Source organism: Bradyrhizobium sp. B117 (genome assembly GCF_038969555.1).
Lineage (GTDB): Bacteria > Pseudomonadota > Alphaproteobacteria > Rhizobiales > Xanthobacteraceae > Bradyrhizobium.
Window position 1 is genome coordinate 2,522,846 of record NZ_CP152414.1, and the last position, 15,075, is coordinate 2,537,920.

Genomic DNA, 15,075 nt, shown 5'->3' on the forward strand with positions numbered 1-15,075 from the left:
GCGCGAAGAAATCTCCGATGCGGTTACGAAGTTCCTTCGACAATGCCATCGTGCCAGTGGCTTTGCCGGGCGAAGTAATACGGCCGGTATGGCACTTTCGATGATGCCATTATGCCGGTGTTTTGCCCGACGTGTCAAACGCATTTCGGATAATGCGTAAATCCTTGATATCGCAACCCCCGTCTACTGTGCATGGGGTTGTTTTCGAAGTTTGGGTTACGAGGGCTATCCCGCCCCGAGTGCCACCGCCACGTTGTACGTCAGTAGGCTCGCCGCATAGGCCAGCACCAGCATGTAGGCGAAGGTCGCAGCCATCCACCCCCAGCTGCCGGTCTCGCGCCGGATCACGGCGAGCGTGGAGGCGCATTGCGGGGCGAAGATGTACCAGGCCAGCATCGACAGGGCGGTTGCAAGCGACCATTTCGTCGCCAGCACCTGGCCGATCTGCTCGGCCGCTTCCTTGCCGCCTTCGATCGCATAGACGGTGCCGAGCGCCGCGACCGCGACCTCGCGCGCCGCCATGCCCGGGATCAGGGCGACCGCGATCTGCCAGTTGAAGCCGACAGGAGCGAGCAGCGGCTCCAGCGCCTTGCCGATGATGGCGGCAAGGCTGAAGTCGATCGCGGGCTCGGTGGCGCCAGCGGGCGGCTGCGGGAACGAGGCCAGGAACCAGATCAGCACCATCATCGAGAAGATCGTGGTGCCGGCGCGTTGCAGGAACATCTTGGCGCGGGTGTAGATGCCGATCGCGATCGATTTCAGCCTGGGCATCTTGTAGTCCGGCAGCTCCAGCATGAATGGCGCCGGCGCGTAGTCGCGGATCATGAAGAACTTGATCACGAACGAGACGGCGAGCGCGCTGATGATGCCGGTGGCATAGAGGCCGAACATCACGAGGCCTTGCAGGTTGATGAAGCCCCAGACGTCCTTTGCCGGAATGAAGGCGGAGATGATCAGCGTGTAGACCGGAATGCGCGCCGAGCAGGTCATCAGCGGCGCGATCAGGATCGTGGTCAGCCGGTCGCGCTTGTTGTCGATCACGCGCGTCGCCATGATGCCGGGGATGGCGCAGGCAAAGCTCGACAGCAGCGGAATGAAGGCGCGGCCGTGCAGCCCCGCGCCGCCCATGATGCGGTCCATCAGGAACGCGGCGCGCGCCATGTAGCCGAAATCTTCCAGCAGCAGGATGAACAGGAAGATGAGGATGATCTGCGGCAGGAACACGATCACGCTGCCGACGCCCGCGATCACGCCGTTCTGCAGGAAGCTCTGCAACAGGCCGTCGGGCAGCGTGGCCTGCACGAACTCCCCGAGCGTGTCGAAGCCGGACTTGAGCAGGTCCATCGCCGGCTGCGCCCAGGCGAACACCGCCTGGAACATCACGAACAGGATCAGCGCGAGCACGATCAGCCCGCCAACCGGATGCAGCACCACGGCGTCGATCCGCGCGGTCCAGGTGTCGGGCCTAGCGGGCAGGCTGACGCAATCGGCGATGATGCGGTCGGCCTCGCGCTGGGTGGCACGCAGCTCGGAGACGCTGAGCGCGCGCCAGCTGTTCTCGGCGGGCTCGGCCGAGAGCTTGGCCGAGATCTCGTCGGTCAGCGCCAGCAGGTCGGCGGTGCCGCCCTTGCGCACCGCGATCGAGGTGACCACGGGCACGCCGAGCTCCTTGGCGAGCCGTTCGACGTCGACGGTGATGCCGCGGCGGCTCGCGATGTCGAACATGTTGAGCACGAGGACCATCGGCCGTCCGGTGCGCTTCAGCTCCAGCAGCAGGCGGATGGTCAGGCGCAGATTCGTGGAGTCGGCGACGCATAGCACGAGGTCGGGCACGGTCTCGCCGGAGGCCTTGCCGAGCACGAAATCACGGGTGATCTCCTCGTCCGGGCTGCGGCCGCGCAGCGAATAGGTGCCGGGCAGGTCGACCACGGAGACCTGGCGGCCCAAGGGCGTGACGAAGAAGCCTTCCTTGCGCTCGACGGTGACGCCGGGATAGTTCGCGACCTTCTGCCGGCTGCCGGTCAGCGCGTTGAACAGCGAGGTCTTGCCGCTGTTGGGCGTGCCGACGAGGGCGAGATGCAGCAGGGGTAATTCCATGGGAGCAGATATCCGGTCGCTGCTTACGCGACGATGATGGCCATGGCTTCGCGACGGCGCACCGCGATCGTGATGTTGTCGACCCGTACGGCGATCGGATCGCGCCCGACCAGCCCCTCGTGCAGGACCTCGACCCGGGCGCCCTCGACGAAGCCGAGCTCGATCAGCCGGCTCTCCAGCTCGATGTCCGAGAGAGCCGAGCCTGCGTCCTTGGCGGAGAGGTGCTGGATGACGCCGGTATAGCCGCGCTGGGCCAGGCCCAGCGGCATCTCGCGGCGCGTATCATGGGTGTCGGTCATGCCCTGTATTTTCAACGCAGGGCATTGAGGTCAAGCGCGCTTGCCCACGGAAGCTGCACCTTAGAGTGATTTTAAAGTGCAGATCACGAAGGCGTGGGGAAAGGAGCCTCGGCCCTACTGCGCCGGGACCTTGTCCGCCTGGATGGCGGCCATGGCGCGGCTCTTGAAGTAGTCGAGCACGAACAGGCGGATCGCCGAGGACAGGTTGCCCTGCTGGCGGGCGCCGTCGATTTCGCCGACGAGCTCGGACAGCGTCATGTTGCGCAGGCCCGAGATCTCCTTCATGCCGTTCCAGAACGCTTCTTCCAGGCTGACGCTGGTCTTGTGGCCGGCGACCACGATCGACCGTTTCACGACGGGCGACTTCATGGCTGCTCCTCGCGATCGATCTGATGCCGGTCCAGATCCGCCTTTGCCTTGTCCGCGCGCGTCTCCTCCGCCGACCGCTCCGCCTTCGTGCGGCCGAACTTCGCCCGGTTGGCGTCCGCCTGCTTCGCCGAGGCTTCCCGCTCGGCGCGCTTCCTGAAACGATTCAGGTTGATGACGTTCCCCATGCCGCGTCTCCATCATCCGATCCTCATCAGGCAGGATGAAACATTCAGAAACAGGGTGGCGCGCTGCGCCCCGTAAGACTTGATCTTCATTCGCTCATCCTCGTCAATCGGCCCTTCGGGCCATCAAACGATGAATTTCGCCCGTCAAGGCATACGGCGGCGTAACACGCCGCTCGGCCATTTCATTGACGGTAATCAAATCCCGCCTCTAAAGCCGCATATTTCTGAGCGTCGAGTGCCCGTATCATTACGGATGACTATCGGAATTCGGAATTTTATCCCGGGCTGGTCATCTTTTCGGGGCGCACCAGGCGGTCGAACTCGTCCGCCGAGACGAAGCCGAGCCGCAGCGCCTCCTCCTTCAGCGTGGTGCCGTTGGCATGCGCCGTCTTGGCCACCTTGGCGGCGTTGTCGTAGCCGATCTTCGGGGCCAGCGCCGTGACCAGCATCAGCGAGCGCTGCATCAGCTCCCTGATGCGCTTTTCGTCGGCGCGGATGCCGCTGACGCAATGCTCGGTGAAGGAGCGCGCCGCATCCGCCATCAGGCGGATCGAGTGCAGCATGTTGTAGGCCAGCACCGGCTTGTAGACGTTGAGCTCGAAATGGCCCTGGCTGCCGGCGACCGTGATGGCGGTGTGATTGCCGAACACCTGGCAGCACACCATGGTCATCGCCTCGCACTGCGTCGGATTGACCTTGCCCGGCATGATCGAGGAGCCCGGCTCGTTCTCCGGCAGGATCAACTCGCCGAGCCCCGAGCGCGGGCCGGATCCGAGCAGGCGGATGTCGTTGGCGATCTTGAACAGGCCGGTCGCGACGGAATTGATGGCGCCGTGCGCCAATACATAGGCGTCGTTCGAGGCCAGCGCCTCGAATTTGTTGGCGGCGCTGGTGAAGGGGAGCTTCGTAATCCCGGTAACGTGCTTTGCGAACAGTTTTGCGAAGCGCGGCTTCGAGTTGAGGCCGGTGCCGACGGCTGTGCCGCCCTGCGCCAGCGGATAGAGGTCCTTCACCGCGACCTTCAGTCGCGCGATGCCGCTCTCGACCTGCGCGGCATAGCCGGAGAATTCCTGGCCGAGCGTCAGCGGCGTCGCATCCTGGGTATGGGTGCGGCCGATCTTGACGATCTTGCCGAACTCTTTCTCCTTCTTGCGGAGTGCCCCGAGCAGCTCACCGAGGGCAGGAACGAGGTCGGCGTTGATGCGGCGCGCCGCCGCGATGTGCATCGCGGTCGGGAAGGAGTCGTTTGACGACTGGCTCATGTTGACGTGGTCGTTGGGATGCACCGGCTTCTTGGCGCCGAGCTCGCCGCCGAGCAGCTCGTTGGCGCGGTTGGCGATCACCTCGTTGAGGTTCATGTTGCTCTGGGTGCCCGACCCGGTCTGCCACACAACAAGCGGGAAATGGTCGTCCAGCTTGCCCTCGATCACCTCGCGCGCGGCGCGGATGATGGCATTGGCCCGGCGCTCGTCGAGCAGGCCGAGCTCGAGGTTGGACTGCGCCGCGGCGAGCTTGACGATGCCGAGCGCGTGCACGAGCGCGATCGGCATGCGATCGGTGCCGATGCGGAAATTCTGGCGCGAGCGCTCGGTCTGTGCCCCCCAATAGCGATCGGCGGGGACCTCGATCGGACCGAAGCTGTCGGTCTCGGTGCGGGTTGCGGCGTTGCGTGCGGGGCGGGTCGTCTTGGCCATGAGCATATCCATCCTGTCGCGCGAAACGCCGCGCGGCCTTCCGATATGCTTCTCTATATAGACAGTTTGGGCGAACGCGACGGCCGCGCGCGCACCCTAGATCATTTCTTGCGGAAACGATCGAGCCGCACGACCTCGGCGCCGCCCTGGCTCGGCGGGGTCGGCTCTTCCGCGGCTTCCGCGTTCTCGACGGCAGGCGCGGGCACCGACACGGCGGAAGGAGCGGGGGTTGCCGGCAATGTTTCCGGCGCGACCTCGGCAACGTCGGAGGTGTCGAACTGCAGGCCGAACTTCACGGACGGATCGAGGAAGCTCTTGATGGCGCTGAACGGCACCACCAGCCGCTCCGGAATGCCGCCGAAGGACAGGCCGACCTCGAAACGGTCCTCGAGCACGGTCAGGTCCCAGAACTGGTGCTGGAGGATGATCGTCATCTCTTCCGGATATTGCGCAAGGAGCCGCGACGACAGCTTCACGCCTTCGGCCTTCGACACGAAGGTGATGAAGAAATGGTGCTCGCCCGGCAGGCCATGGGCGGCGGCATCGGTCAGCACCTTCCGCAGCACGCCGCGCAGCGCGTCGCGGGCCAGCACATCGTATCGGATATGATCGGTCGCCATGGTGGTCCTGTTGCATCCCCGGAGCCAGACCCCGCCGGCCCGACTCGCCAAGCCGCAATAGTACCGCGCCTGACGGGTCAGCAGGAGTCCCCGCCGGAGAGGAAATCAAAGAGTAAAGTGGAGGCTTCTGTTGCCAGGTGCCTCCGAACCCCGCCTAGCGGAGCTTAACCCGCTAGGACTTTAGAGTGGTCTTTCAAACTGCGTTACGCAGCCTGAGCAACCGGAGCAAAGTTGTCGTTGGCAACTATTGCAGTAGCCCGATAACGGCGGAACAATACCGGGAAAAAGCACGCCCTTTACGCCCTCGTCGATCCTATTTCGCCCCCGCCAAAGCCCGCTCTGGCAACAGCCCAAGGGTGGGCTTTGGTGGAGGCGCCGGGTACCGCCCCCGGGTCCGAATGGTTTATTACGACGACCGTTTATTTCCATAGCCGGCGAACCGGCACCCCTAATATAGGGGGCAAAGGTTTCAAAAAACAGAGGTTTCGAGCGGCGATCGCGCGGTTCCCTTTGGATAGGTTCCGGACGCTCCGCCTATCACCTTGGCCGCGCCGCTGCGCCCGTTCTAAGCTCCTGACATGCCCCCGGATTCCGTACCGGCCGTTCAAGAGCCGGATATCCCTGCCGCCCACGCCCCACCGCCCGGCTTGCTGGCGCTGTTCCTGGCCTTCGCCCGGATGTCGCTGGCCGGTTTCGGCGGGGTCTTGGTGTTCGCCCGGCACGCCATCGTCGATCAGCACCGCTGGATGACGGCGGACGAGTTCAACGAGACTTTTGCGCTCTGCCATTTCCTGCCCGGGCCCAACATCGTCAATCTGTCGATGGTGTTCGGCTCGCGCCTGCGCGGGATCGCCGGCGGCATTGCCGCCTTCAGCGGGCTGTTGCTGCCGCCGACACTGATCATGACCGTGCTCGCGATCATCTATGCCCGCTTCGGCGACGTCGAGGTGCTGCGCCGAATCCTCGCCGGGATTTCCTGCTCCGCGGTCGGCCTCCTGATCGCGGTGGTCTTCCGCATGATGACGCCGCTGCTGAAGCGGATGGATGTCGTGGTGCTCCTCCTGATGCTCGGCGTGTTCGTCGCCATCGGCGTGCTCCGCCTGCCGCTCCAGGCGGTACTGCTGGTCGCGATCCCCGTCAGCATCGGCGTCACATATCTGATGCGGCGGAAGGTAGCAGCATGACCAACGAAAACCCGATCTGGGCGCTGATCTCCACCTTTGGTCTAATGTCGCTGTTTGCGGTCGGCGGCGCCGCGGCGGCGGTGCCGGAGATGCACCGCATCGCGGTCGACGTGCATCACTGGATGACCGAGAAACAGTTCACGGATGCCTTTGCGATCGCGCAGCTCTCGCCAGGTCCGAACGTGCTTATCGTCACGTTAATCGGCTATGCCGTTGCCGGCATTCCCGGGGCCTTGGCGGCGACGCTGGCGATGTGCCTGCCGACCGCGTTGCTTGCCTATTATGTCAGCGGTCTGCTGAGCCGGCCCAGCCAATCGCGCTGGCCCGGCCTGATCCAGGCTGCACTGGTTCCGCTGTCGATCGGATTGATGGCAGCGAGCGCCCTGATCCTGGCCCAGTCGACCGATCGCACGCTTGTTGCACTGCTTCTGACCGCGATGGTTGCGGTGATCGCGTCGGTCTCGCGCATCAACCCGCTCTGGCTCCTGCTCGCCGGAGGAGCGTTGGGTTTTGCTGGCATTGTGTGATGAAAATCGCTAGGCAGTGATGCGGCCCGGGGATCCCTTTCCAGCCGATTTAGAACAACAGTGCTCGTGACTTACGGGTCGCGGAGGAGACATGCATGGCCGATACGATGGGCCACTCGGCGACAGCCACCCGAAACACCGCGGTGGCGCTCGGCTTTTGTCTGCTGGCGCTTGCGCCGCAGATTTTCGAATTCATCTGGTCGATCGGGACGATCTTCGGCTGGGGTGCGGGACGTGGCCCGGCCACCGTGCTGATCAGCCACGCCACCGCGCTGGTGGCGGGTGCGCCCGCAGCCCTGATCGCAGCGGCCGGCGGTGAGACCAAGAAGGCGTCCTCCGATGTGCTGCTGGCGCTGATCTATTCCTATCCGATCTTCGCGGTGGCGATCGTCACGCTGTTCATGACCATCCGCTCGGCGCAGGACTATGTCGGCGGCGTCATTCTGATGGCGGTCGCTCTGTTTGCGTTGTGGGCTTCGAGCGATTTGCAGGGCATGCGCGGTTTCTCCTTCGGCGCTGGCACCGCGCCGCGGATGTTCGGCGGGCTTCTGGTCGCGCTGTCCGCCGGCATCGCCTTGACCGGCCTTCTGACCGACGGGCCGGCGATGGCGCATTATTCCTGGCGCGGGCCGCTGTTCGTGATGGTTGCGATCCTGTTCTTCGCGCTCGCGATCCGCCCGCTCGGCCTCGTGGTCACGGCCTTCGTCAGCTTCATGATCGCCGCGACCGGGTCGCATGAGACGCGCTGGCTGGAGGCCGCCATCGTCGGCGCCTGCCTGACGCTCGGCTGCGCGATCCTGTTCCCCTACGTGCTCGGGCTACCGATGCCGATGTTTCCGCGTTTCCTGATCCAGTGAGGGCGTGATGGATATTTTTGCCAACCTCGCTCACGGCTTCGCCGTCGCGCTCTCTCCGATCAACCTCCTGATGTGCCTGATCGGTGCCCTCGTCGGCACGCTGGTCGGCGTTCTCCCCGGTATCGGCACCATCGCGACCGTCGCGATGCTGCTGCCGATCACCTTCGGTCTGCCGCCGGTCGGCGCGCTGATCATGCTCGCCGGCATCTATTACGGCGCGCAATATGGCGGCTCGACCACGTCGATCCTGGTCAATATTCCAGGTGAGGCGACATCGGTCGTCACCGCCATCGACGGCCACCAGATGGCCAAGCAGGGCCGTGCCGGCCCGGCGCTGGCGATCGCGGCGATCGGCTCGTTTTTTGCCGGCTGCGTCGCGACCGTCTTGATCGCCGTCCTCGGCGCGCCGCTCACGAAGCTCGCGCTGGCGTTCGGTCCGGCCGAATATTTCTCGCTGATGGTGCTCGGCCTGATCTTCGCGGTCGTGCTGGCCAAGGGCTCGGTGCTGAAGGCGATCGCGATGATCGTGTTCGGCCTCTTGCTCTCGATAGTCGGCTCGGACATCGAGACCGGCGCCTCGCGCATGGCCTTCAACATTCCGGAGCTCGCCGACGGTCTCGGCTTTGCGACGGTGGCGATGGGTGTATTCGGCTTCGCCGAGATCATCCGCAATCTCGACGCCGGCGCCGAGATGAACCGCGACCTCGTGCAGCAGAAGATCACCGGCCTGATGCCGACCAGGAAGGACCTGATCGACTCGACGCCGCCGATCCTGCGCGGCACCGTGCTCGGCTCGATCCTCGGCATCCTTCCGGGCGGCGGCGCGGTGATCGCCTCGTTCGCGGCCTACACGCTTGAGAAGAAGCTCGCGAAGGATCCGAAGCGGTTCGGTCGCGGCGCGATCGAGGGCGTGGCGGCGCCGGAAAGCGCCAACAACGCCGCAGCGCAGACCTCCTTCATCCCGCTGCTCACCCTCGGCATCCCGCCGAACGCGGTGATGGCGCTGATGGTCGGCGCGATGACCATCCACGGCATCGTGCCGGGCCCGCAGGTGATGCAGAAGCAGCCGGATCTCGTCTGGGGCATGATCGCCTCGATGTGGATCGGCAACCTGATGCTGATCATCATCAACCTGCCGCTGGTCGGCATCTGGGTCCGCCTGCTGCGTGTGCCTTACCGGCTGATGTTCCCCTCGATCGTGATCTTCTGCGCGATCGGCATCTACTCGGTGAACAACGCCCCGGTCGACGTCATCCTCGCAGGCGTGTTCGGCCTGGTCGGCTACTGGCTGATCAAGCACGATTTCGAGCCGGCGCCGCTGCTGCTCGGCATGGTGCTGGGACCGCTGATGGAAGAGAACCTGCGCCGTGCGCTGCTGATCTCGCGCGGCGACTGGAGCGTGTTCCTGACGCGGCCGCTGTCGGCGGTGCTGCTGGCGATCTCGCTGGGCCTGTTGGTGCTCACGGTGTTGCCGACGCTGCGTGCCAAGCGCGACGAGGTGTTCACCGAGTCCGAGAACTGATCGCGTCCGCGCGGCCCTGCGTCCGCGCGGGGCCCTGCGTCCGCGCGCCGCATTCGGAAGTCGAATCGACGTGTGTGATGTCTTCGTGACATGAAAATGCCGGCCCTTGTGGCCGGCATTTTTGTTTGTGTCCCGGGGAAAACGATATGACCTCTCTTCGCGTGCTTGCTACGGTCGCATGTGCTGCTGCGCTCGCAACGCTGTGCGCCTTTGTCGCACCGGTGAAAGCGCAAAACTATCCGACGCGCAGCATCACCATGATCGTGCCGTTCGCAGCGGGCGGGCCGACCGATGTCATCTCGCGCATCGTTACCGCGCATATGGCGCAGATGCTGGGGCAGAGCATCATCATCGAGAACGTGGTCGGTGCCGGCGGCACCACTGCGACCACGCGTGCGGCGCGTGCCGCCAATGACGGCTATACGCTCATCACCGGGCATATGGGCACGCATGCGGCATCCGTGCCGCTCTATCCCAAGCTCGCCTATCATCCCGAGAAGGATTTTGAGCCGATCGCGTTGCTCGCGGGCACGCCGATCCTGATCCTCGCGCGCAAGGACTTTCCGCCGAAGGATCTCAAGGAGTTCGTGACTTACGTGAAGGCGAATGCCGAGAAGGTGAATGCGGCGCATGCCGGAATCGGCTCGGTCTCGCATGTCTCCTGCGAGCTCCTGCACTCGATCCTCGACGTCAAGCCGGTCGGCGTGCCCTTCAACGGCACGGGTCCGGCGATGAACGCGCTGGTGGCGGGCCAGGTCGACTACATGTGCGACCAGATCGTCAACGCGGTTCCGCAGATCAACGCCGGCACCATCAAGGCCTATGCGATCGCAACGCCGGAGCGCAATCCATCGCTGCCGAACGTGCCGACCACGGCGGAAGCCGGCCTGCCGAACTTCCAGGCCCAGGCCTGGAACGCAATGTTCGCGCCGAAGGGAACCTCGCCCGCGATCATCGCCAGCTTGAACGCGGCCGTCATCAAGGCGCTCGACGACGAGACCGTGAAGAAGCGTCTGCTCGAGCTCGGCAGTGTGATCCCGGCCGCCAAGGACCGGACGCCGGAAGCGCTGGCGACCCTCGTCAAGCACGAGATCGCGAAGTGGAGCCCGGTGCTCAAGCCGGCGACTTAGCCAGCACTTTCAAGCCGATAGGCAAGGGGCGGGATGCAAGTTCCGCCCCTTGTCGTTTGCCCCGGGAACGCTCACCTTTTCCGGGTATAATCTGTGGGAGCAGCGAATCGCCGCTGTCGCAGCGCGGGGGCGGCCGTTAAGTTCGCCGCCTCCCCAAAGGCTCTATCGCACATGCACCAATATCAGGACCTGCTCGAGCGGATTCTTTCAGACGGCGCCGAGAAGACCGACCGGACCGGCACCGGCACGCTGTCGGTGTTCGGCCATCAGATGCGCTTCAACCTGTCGGCCGGCTTCCCGATGCTGACCACCAAGCGGCTGCCGCTGAAGGCGATCGTGCATGAGCTGCTGTGGTTCCTGAAGGGCGACACCAACATCAAATACCTCAAGGACAACGGCGTCACCATCTGGGACGAATGGGCCGACGCCAACGGCGACCTCGGCCCGGTCTATGGCCATCAATGGCGTTCCTGGCCCACGGCCGACGGGCGCAGCATCGACCAGATCGCCAATGTCATCGACATGATCAAGCGGACCCCGGATTCGCGCCGGCTGATCGTCACCGCGTGGAATCCGGCCGACGTCGAGAAGATGGCGCTGCCGCCCTGCCACCTGCTGTTCCAGTTCTACGTCGCCAACGGCAAGCTGTCGTGCCAGCTCTATCAGCGCTCGGCCGACGTGTTCCTCGGCGTGCCCTTCAACATCGCCTCCTACGCGCTGCTCACCATGATGGTGGCGCAGGTCACGGGATTGAAGCCCGGCGACTTCGTGCACTCGCTCGGCGACACCCACCTCTATTCCAATCATCTGGAGCAGGCGCGGCTTCAGCTGACGCGCGCGCCGCGCGCGCTGCCGGTGATGCGGATCAATCCTGACGTGAAGGATATCTTCTCGTTCCGCTATGAGGACTTTGAACTCGTCGGCTATGACCCGCATCCGCACATCAAGGCGGAAGTCGCGGTCTGACGCGGATGTCTCTCAACATCCGCCGCGCGCGCGCGGACGAGGCTGGGCTCGTTCTTGCCTTCATCCGCGAGCTTGCCGAATACGAGAAGCTCTCGCACGAGGTCGAAGCAACCGAAGAGATGATTGCTGACGCCCTGTTCGGCAGCGATCCGCGGCTTTACTGCGCGATTGCCGAGTGGAACAGCGAGCCGGTCGGCTTCGCGGTCTGGTTTACGAATTTCTCCACCTTCAGCGGCCGCCACGGCATCTATCTCGAAGATCTCTACGTGCGGCCGTCGCATCGGGGCAAGGGCCTCGGCAAGGCGCTGCTGGTCTATCTCGCCAAGGAATGCGTCGACAATGGCTGGTCGCGCCTGCAATGGGCGGTGCTCGACTGGAATGCGCCGTCGATCGCGTTCTACAAATCGCTCGGCGCGGTGATGATGGACGACTGGACGCTGTGCCGCGTCAGCGGTCCCGCCTTGAGGCGGCTTGCCGGGAGCTCCAACTGATGGAGATCGTCTTCGTCGTCGCGATCGCGGAGAACGGCGTCATCGGTGCCGGCAACGCGATCCCGTGGCGATTGAAATCCGACATGGCGCGCTTCAAGGCGCTCACCATCGGCAAGCCCGTGATCATGGGCCGCAAGACGTTCGAGTCGCTGCGCAGGCCGCTGCCGGGGCGCACCAACATCGTGATCACGCGCGATGCGGATTATCGCGCCGCGGGTGCCATCGTCACGACATCGGCGGCGACTGCGGGCGACGTCGCGCGCGGCGATGCCCTGCGGCGTTCGGTCGCCGAGATCGCGATCATCGGCGGTGCCGAGATCTATCGGCAATGGCTCGATCGCGCCGATCGCCTCGAAATCACCGAGGTGCATGCGCGCCCCGACGGCGATACCCATTTCGACATCGACAAGGCGGAATGGGACGAGGTGGCGCGTGTCCGCCATCCGGCCGGCCCTGATGACAGCGCCGACTACTCCTATGTGACATATCGTCGGCGGTCGTCCCATTAACCGCTTTCGCCAATGTTTACATTGACTTTTTCGTGCCCGAGCATAGCTCGGAAGACGGCGAGGGCTGCGTTGTAAGGGACCTGCCGGTCCCCTATAAAGCCGGACCGGACAATGCGGGCCAGGTTAGTTCTAGTCCCGGTCTGCCGAGGAGAGCGTCGAATGCCGTGGAAGAATCAGGGCGGTGGCCCTTGGGGCTCGGGTCCAAAAGGACCATGGGGCACGGGCCCGCAACCGGTCGGGCCGAGGCCGCCGGATCTGGAAGACCTTCTGCGGCGCGGCCAGGACCGTCTCCAGCAGATCATGCCGGGCGGTTATTTCTCCGGCATCGGCATCACGCTGATCATCCTGATCATCGTTGCGTTCTGGCTGCTGTCGGGCTTCTTCCGCGTGCAGTCCGAAGAGCTTGGCGTCGTGCTGCGTTTCGGCAAGCACGTTCGCACCGTGCAGCCGGGCCTGAACTATCATCTGCCCTATCCGATCGAGACCGTGCTGCTGCCGAAGGCGCTGCGCGTCAACACCATCTCGATCGGCATGACGCTGATCGACGATCCGGCGCGGCGAGGCCGCTCCATTCGTGACGTGCCGGAAGAGAGCCTGATGCTGACCGGCGACGAGAACATCGTCGACGTCGACTTCACCGTGCTCTGGCGCATCAAGCCGGACGGCGTCGGTGACTTCCTCTTCAACATCCAGAATCCCGAAGGCACCGTGAAGGCGGTCGCCGAGAGCGCGATGCGCGAGGTGATCGGCCGATCGCAGATCCAGCCGATCCTGACCGGCGCGCGCAACGTTACCGAACAGGGCGTGCAGGAACTGATCCAGAGGACCCTGGACGGCTACGGCTCCGGCATTCTGATCACCCAGGTGCAGATGCAGAAGGTCGATCCGCCGGGCGAGGTGATCGCTGCCTTCCGCGACGTCCAGGCGGCACGCGCCAATCTCGAGCAGCTGCAGAACGAAGCCCAGACCTACGCCAACCAGGTGGTGCCGCAGGCGCGCGGACGCGCGGCGCAGATCCTCCAGGCCGCCGAAGGCTACCGGGAGCAGGCGATCGCCGAGGCCAAGGGCCAGAGCGCGCGCTTCCTGAAGGTTTACGAGGAATACAAGAAGGCGCCCGACGTGACGCGTGAACGGATCTATCTGGAGACCATGGAGCGGGTGCTCGGCGGTGCGGACAAGCTCGTCTATGACGGCGGTCCGGGCGGCCAGGGCGTCGTGCCCTATCTGCCGCTGAACGAATTGACGACCAAGCGGCCGCCGACCAGCGGTCAGCAGTCGGGCGGAGGCAACCGATGAGGTCTCCGGTCACAGGTATCGTCACGCTGCTCGCACTCCTGCTCGTCGTGATCGTCGGCTACATGTCGTTGTTCACGGTGCAGCAGACCGAGCAGACCATCGTGCTGCAGTTCGGCCGGCCCGTCGACGTCGTCACCGCTCCCGGCCTGCATTTCAAGGCGCCGTGGAATTCGGTGATCAACATCGACAAGCGCATTCTCGACCTCGAGAACCCGTCGCAGGAAGCGATCGCGTCCGACCAGAAGCGGCTCGTGGTCGACGCCTTCGCGCGCTACCGCATCAAGGACGCGCTGCGCTTCTACCAGAGCGTCGGCTCGATCCAGGCCGCCAACATCCAGCTCACCACGCTCCTCAACGCGGCGCTGCGCCGCGTGCTCGGCGAGGTCACCTTCATCAACGTGGTCCGCGATGACCGCGAGAAGCTGATGCTGCGCATCCGCGACCAGCTCGATCGCGAGGCCGACGGCTACGGCATCCAGGTGGTCGACGTCCGGATCCGCCGCGCCGATCTGCCGGAGCAGAACAGCCAGGCGGTCTACCTGCGCATGAAGACCGAGCGCGAGCGCGAAGCCGCCGAGTTCCGCGCCCAGGGCGGCCAGAAGGCACAAGAGATCAAGTCGAAGGCCGATCGCGAGGCGACCGTCATTGTCGCGGAAGCCAATTCGCAGGCCGATCAGACCCGCGGCGCCGGCGATGCCGAGCGCAACCGCCTGTTCGCCGAGGCCTATAGCAAGGATGCCGACTTCTTCGCCTTCTACCGGTCGATGACCGCCTATGAGAACGGGCTGAAGTCGAGCGACACCCGCTTCCTGTTGCGGCCGGACTCGGATTTCTTCCGGTATTTCGGTAGCCCGTCCGGCAGGGCGGCGACCGAGACGCCGGCGAAGCCGTAAGCTAGACAAAAGGGGCGGCAAGTCTGCCGCCCTGCGTCCACACAAGAACAGCATAACGGAAGGTTCCAATCCGATGAGGTCCATTGCGTTCGCCGACTTCCTCATCGGCTTGGGCATCCTGTTCGTGCTGGAAGGCTTGATGTTCGCGGCAAGTCCGAACTGGATGCGCAAGGCCATGAAAAGCGCCATCGCCACGCCGGACAACATCCTGCGGGCGGTCGGGATCGGCTCGGCTGTGGCCGGTCTGATCCTGATCTGGGTTATGCGCCGCCCGATTTAAGCGTCACGACAACGCCAAAGTGAAGGCGAAGGACCGGTTTTCGCCGTATTATCCGGGTCCTGAGGCCCCGTTAAGCTCCGCGCTTGCGCGCTCCCCCCGTTCGAGCGCAGTCTTGGAGCCGAATCCTTGGCGCCGAATCCTTTTCTCTGGAGAAAC

General features: G+C 64.5%; 17 protein-coding genes and 1 other RNA gene. 11 read left to right on the forward strand and 7 right to left on the reverse strand.

What is annotated here, in order from left to right; translation table 11 throughout:
- Window positions 1-225: 225 nt before the first annotated feature.
- The 7 genes from AAFG16_RS12230 to ssrA form a co-directional block, all read right to left on the reverse strand.
- Window positions 226-2,097: a ferrous iron transporter B gene (locus tag AAFG16_RS12230; RefSeq protein ID WP_342739297.1), complete on the reverse strand. Its 1,872-nt coding sequence runs from the start codon at window positions 2,095-2,097 to the stop codon at window positions 226-228.
- A 23-nt stretch (window positions 2,098-2,120) separates the two neighbouring features.
- Window positions 2,121-2,396 carry a FeoA family protein gene (locus AAFG16_RS12235; protein WP_027560531.1) on the reverse strand — a complete coding sequence of 92 codons (276 nt, stop codon included), beginning with the start codon at window positions 2,394-2,396 and terminating at the stop codon, window positions 2,121-2,123.
- A gap of 114 nt (window positions 2,397-2,510) precedes the next feature.
- Window positions 2,511-2,765, reverse strand: a complete 255-nt coding sequence (locus AAFG16_RS12240) for a ribbon-helix-helix domain-containing protein (RefSeq protein WP_283084783.1) — start codon at window positions 2,763-2,765, stop codon at window positions 2,511-2,513.
- A complete protein-coding gene (locus tag AAFG16_RS12245; RefSeq protein WP_283084784.1) occupies window positions 2,762-2,950 on the reverse strand; it encodes a DUF4169 family protein in 189 nt (62 codons plus the stop codon). The genes AAFG16_RS12240 and AAFG16_RS12245 overlap by 4 nt, the downstream gene beginning before the upstream one ends.
- 275 nt (window positions 2,951-3,225) lie before the next feature.
- Window positions 3,226-4,644 (reverse strand): class II fumarate hydratase, encoded by a 1,419-nt coding sequence (gene fumC / locus AAFG16_RS12250; RefSeq protein WP_283084785.1) that lies wholly within the window; start codon window positions 4,642-4,644, stop codon window positions 3,226-3,228.
- Window positions 4,645-4,745: 101 nt separating this feature from the next.
- A complete protein-coding gene (locus AAFG16_RS12255; protein ID WP_342739298.1) occupies window positions 4,746-5,264 on the reverse strand; it encodes a ClpXP protease specificity-enhancing factor SspB in 519 nt (172 codons plus the stop codon).
- Between the two features lie 116 nt (window positions 5,265-5,380).
- Window positions 5,381-5,747: a transfer-messenger RNA gene (ssrA, locus tag AAFG16_RS12260) on the reverse strand.
- Between the two features lie 95 nt (window positions 5,748-5,842).
- Here ssrA and AAFG16_RS12265 point away from each other — a divergent pair.
- From AAFG16_RS12265 to AAFG16_RS12315, 11 genes are all read left to right on the forward strand, one after another.
- On the forward strand, window positions 5,843-6,448 hold the full coding sequence (locus tag AAFG16_RS12265; RefSeq protein ID WP_342739299.1) for a chromate transporter: 606 nt from the start codon (window positions 5,843-5,845) through the stop codon (window positions 6,446-6,448).
- Window positions 6,445-6,975: a chromate transporter gene (locus AAFG16_RS12270; protein ID WP_283084788.1), complete on the forward strand. Its 531-nt coding sequence runs from the start codon at window positions 6,445-6,447 to the stop codon at window positions 6,973-6,975. Before AAFG16_RS12265 ends, AAFG16_RS12270 begins: the two co-directional genes overlap by 4 nt.
- Window positions 6,976-7,070: 95 nt before the next feature.
- The gene (locus AAFG16_RS12275; RefSeq protein ID WP_342739300.1) at window positions 7,071-7,832 is read left to right on the forward strand and encodes a tripartite tricarboxylate transporter TctB family protein; all 762 of its coding nucleotides are present in this window, start codon (window positions 7,071-7,073) and stop codon (window positions 7,830-7,832) included.
- 7 nt (window positions 7,833-7,839) lie between these two features.
- The gene (locus tag AAFG16_RS12280; RefSeq protein WP_342739301.1) at window positions 7,840-9,354 is read left to right on the forward strand and encodes a tripartite tricarboxylate transporter permease; all 1,515 of its coding nucleotides are present in this window, start codon (window positions 7,840-7,842) and stop codon (window positions 9,352-9,354) included.
- Window positions 9,355-9,500: 146 nt separating this feature from the next.
- Window positions 9,501-10,484 (forward strand): tripartite tricarboxylate transporter substrate binding protein BugD, encoded by a 984-nt coding sequence (locus tag AAFG16_RS12285; protein ID WP_342739302.1) that lies wholly within the window; start codon window positions 9,501-9,503, stop codon window positions 10,482-10,484.
- 171 nt (window positions 10,485-10,655) lie between these two features.
- Window positions 10,656-11,450: a thymidylate synthase gene (locus AAFG16_RS12290; protein WP_342739303.1), complete on the forward strand. Its 795-nt coding sequence runs from the start codon at window positions 10,656-10,658 to the stop codon at window positions 11,448-11,450.
- A 5-nt stretch (window positions 11,451-11,455) separates the two neighbouring features.
- Window positions 11,456-11,941: a GNAT family N-acetyltransferase gene (locus AAFG16_RS12295; RefSeq protein ID WP_342739304.1), complete on the forward strand. Its 486-nt coding sequence runs from the start codon at window positions 11,456-11,458 to the stop codon at window positions 11,939-11,941.
- Window positions 11,941-12,450 (forward strand): dihydrofolate reductase, encoded by a 510-nt coding sequence (locus AAFG16_RS12300; RefSeq protein ID WP_342739305.1) that lies wholly within the window; start codon window positions 11,941-11,943, stop codon window positions 12,448-12,450. Before AAFG16_RS12295 ends, AAFG16_RS12300 begins: the two co-directional genes overlap by 1 nt.
- Before the next feature lie 159 nt (window positions 12,451-12,609).
- Window positions 12,610-13,746, forward strand: coding sequence for an FtsH protease activity modulator HflK (hflK, locus tag AAFG16_RS12305; RefSeq protein ID WP_283084795.1), 1,137 nt, complete (start codon window positions 12,610-12,612; stop codon window positions 13,744-13,746).
- Complete coding sequence (locus AAFG16_RS12310; protein WP_283084796.1) at window positions 13,743-14,639, forward strand: protease modulator HflC; 897 nt, start codon at window positions 13,743-13,745, stop codon at window positions 14,637-14,639. The genes hflK and AAFG16_RS12310 overlap by 4 nt, the downstream gene beginning before the upstream one ends.
- Before the next feature lie 73 nt (window positions 14,640-14,712).
- Window positions 14,713-14,919, forward strand: a complete 207-nt coding sequence (locus tag AAFG16_RS12315) for a DUF2065 domain-containing protein (protein WP_057747247.1) — start codon at window positions 14,713-14,715, stop codon at window positions 14,917-14,919.
- Window positions 14,920-15,075 lie beyond the last annotated feature (156 nt).

Bases quoted from the DNA above. Each gene is read 5' to 3' on its own strand.
- AAFG16_RS12230 (WP_342739297.1), bottom strand. From the start codon at position 2,097: ATGGAATTACCCCTGCTGCATCTCGCCCTCGTCGGCACGCCCAACAGC.
- AAFG16_RS12235 (WP_027560531.1), bottom strand. From the start codon at position 2,396: ATGACCGACACCCATGATACGCGCCGCGAGATGCCGCTGGGCCTGGCC.
- AAFG16_RS12240 (WP_283084783.1), bottom strand. From the start codon at position 2,765: ATGAAGTCGCCCGTCGTGAAACGGTCGATCGTGGTCGCCGGCCACAAG.
- AAFG16_RS12245 (WP_283084784.1), bottom strand. From the start codon at position 2,950: ATGGGGAACGTCATCAACCTGAATCGTTTCAGGAAGCGCGCCGAGCGG.
- fumC (WP_283084785.1), bottom strand. From the start codon at position 4,644: ATGGCCAAGACGACCCGCCCCGCACGCAACGCCGCAACCCGCACCGAG.
- AAFG16_RS12255 (WP_342739298.1), bottom strand. From the start codon at position 5,264: ATGGCGACCGATCATATCCGATACGATGTGCTGGCCCGCGACGCGCTG.
- AAFG16_RS12265 (WP_342739299.1), top strand. From the start codon at position 5,843: ATGCCCCCGGATTCCGTACCGGCCGTTCAAGAGCCGGATATCCCTGCC.
- AAFG16_RS12270 (WP_283084788.1), top strand. From the start codon at position 6,445: ATGACCAACGAAAACCCGATCTGGGCGCTGATCTCCACCTTTGGTCTA.
- AAFG16_RS12275 (WP_342739300.1), top strand. From the start codon at position 7,071: ATGGCCGATACGATGGGCCACTCGGCGACAGCCACCCGAAACACCGCG.
- AAFG16_RS12280 (WP_342739301.1), top strand. From the start codon at position 7,840: ATGGATATTTTTGCCAACCTCGCTCACGGCTTCGCCGTCGCGCTCTCT.
- AAFG16_RS12285 (WP_342739302.1), top strand. From the start codon at position 9,501: ATGACCTCTCTTCGCGTGCTTGCTACGGTCGCATGTGCTGCTGCGCTC.
- AAFG16_RS12290 (WP_342739303.1), top strand. From the start codon at position 10,656: ATGCACCAATATCAGGACCTGCTCGAGCGGATTCTTTCAGACGGCGCC.
- AAFG16_RS12295 (WP_342739304.1), top strand. From the start codon at position 11,456: ATGTCTCTCAACATCCGCCGCGCGCGCGCGGACGAGGCTGGGCTCGTT.
- AAFG16_RS12300 (WP_342739305.1), top strand. From the start codon at position 11,941: ATGGAGATCGTCTTCGTCGTCGCGATCGCGGAGAACGGCGTCATCGGT.
- hflK (WP_283084795.1), top strand. From the start codon at position 12,610: ATGCCGTGGAAGAATCAGGGCGGTGGCCCTTGGGGCTCGGGTCCAAAA.
- AAFG16_RS12310 (WP_283084796.1), top strand. From the start codon at position 13,743: ATGAGGTCTCCGGTCACAGGTATCGTCACGCTGCTCGCACTCCTGCTC.
- AAFG16_RS12315 (WP_057747247.1), top strand. From the start codon at position 14,713: ATGAGGTCCATTGCGTTCGCCGACTTCCTCATCGGCTTGGGCATCCTG.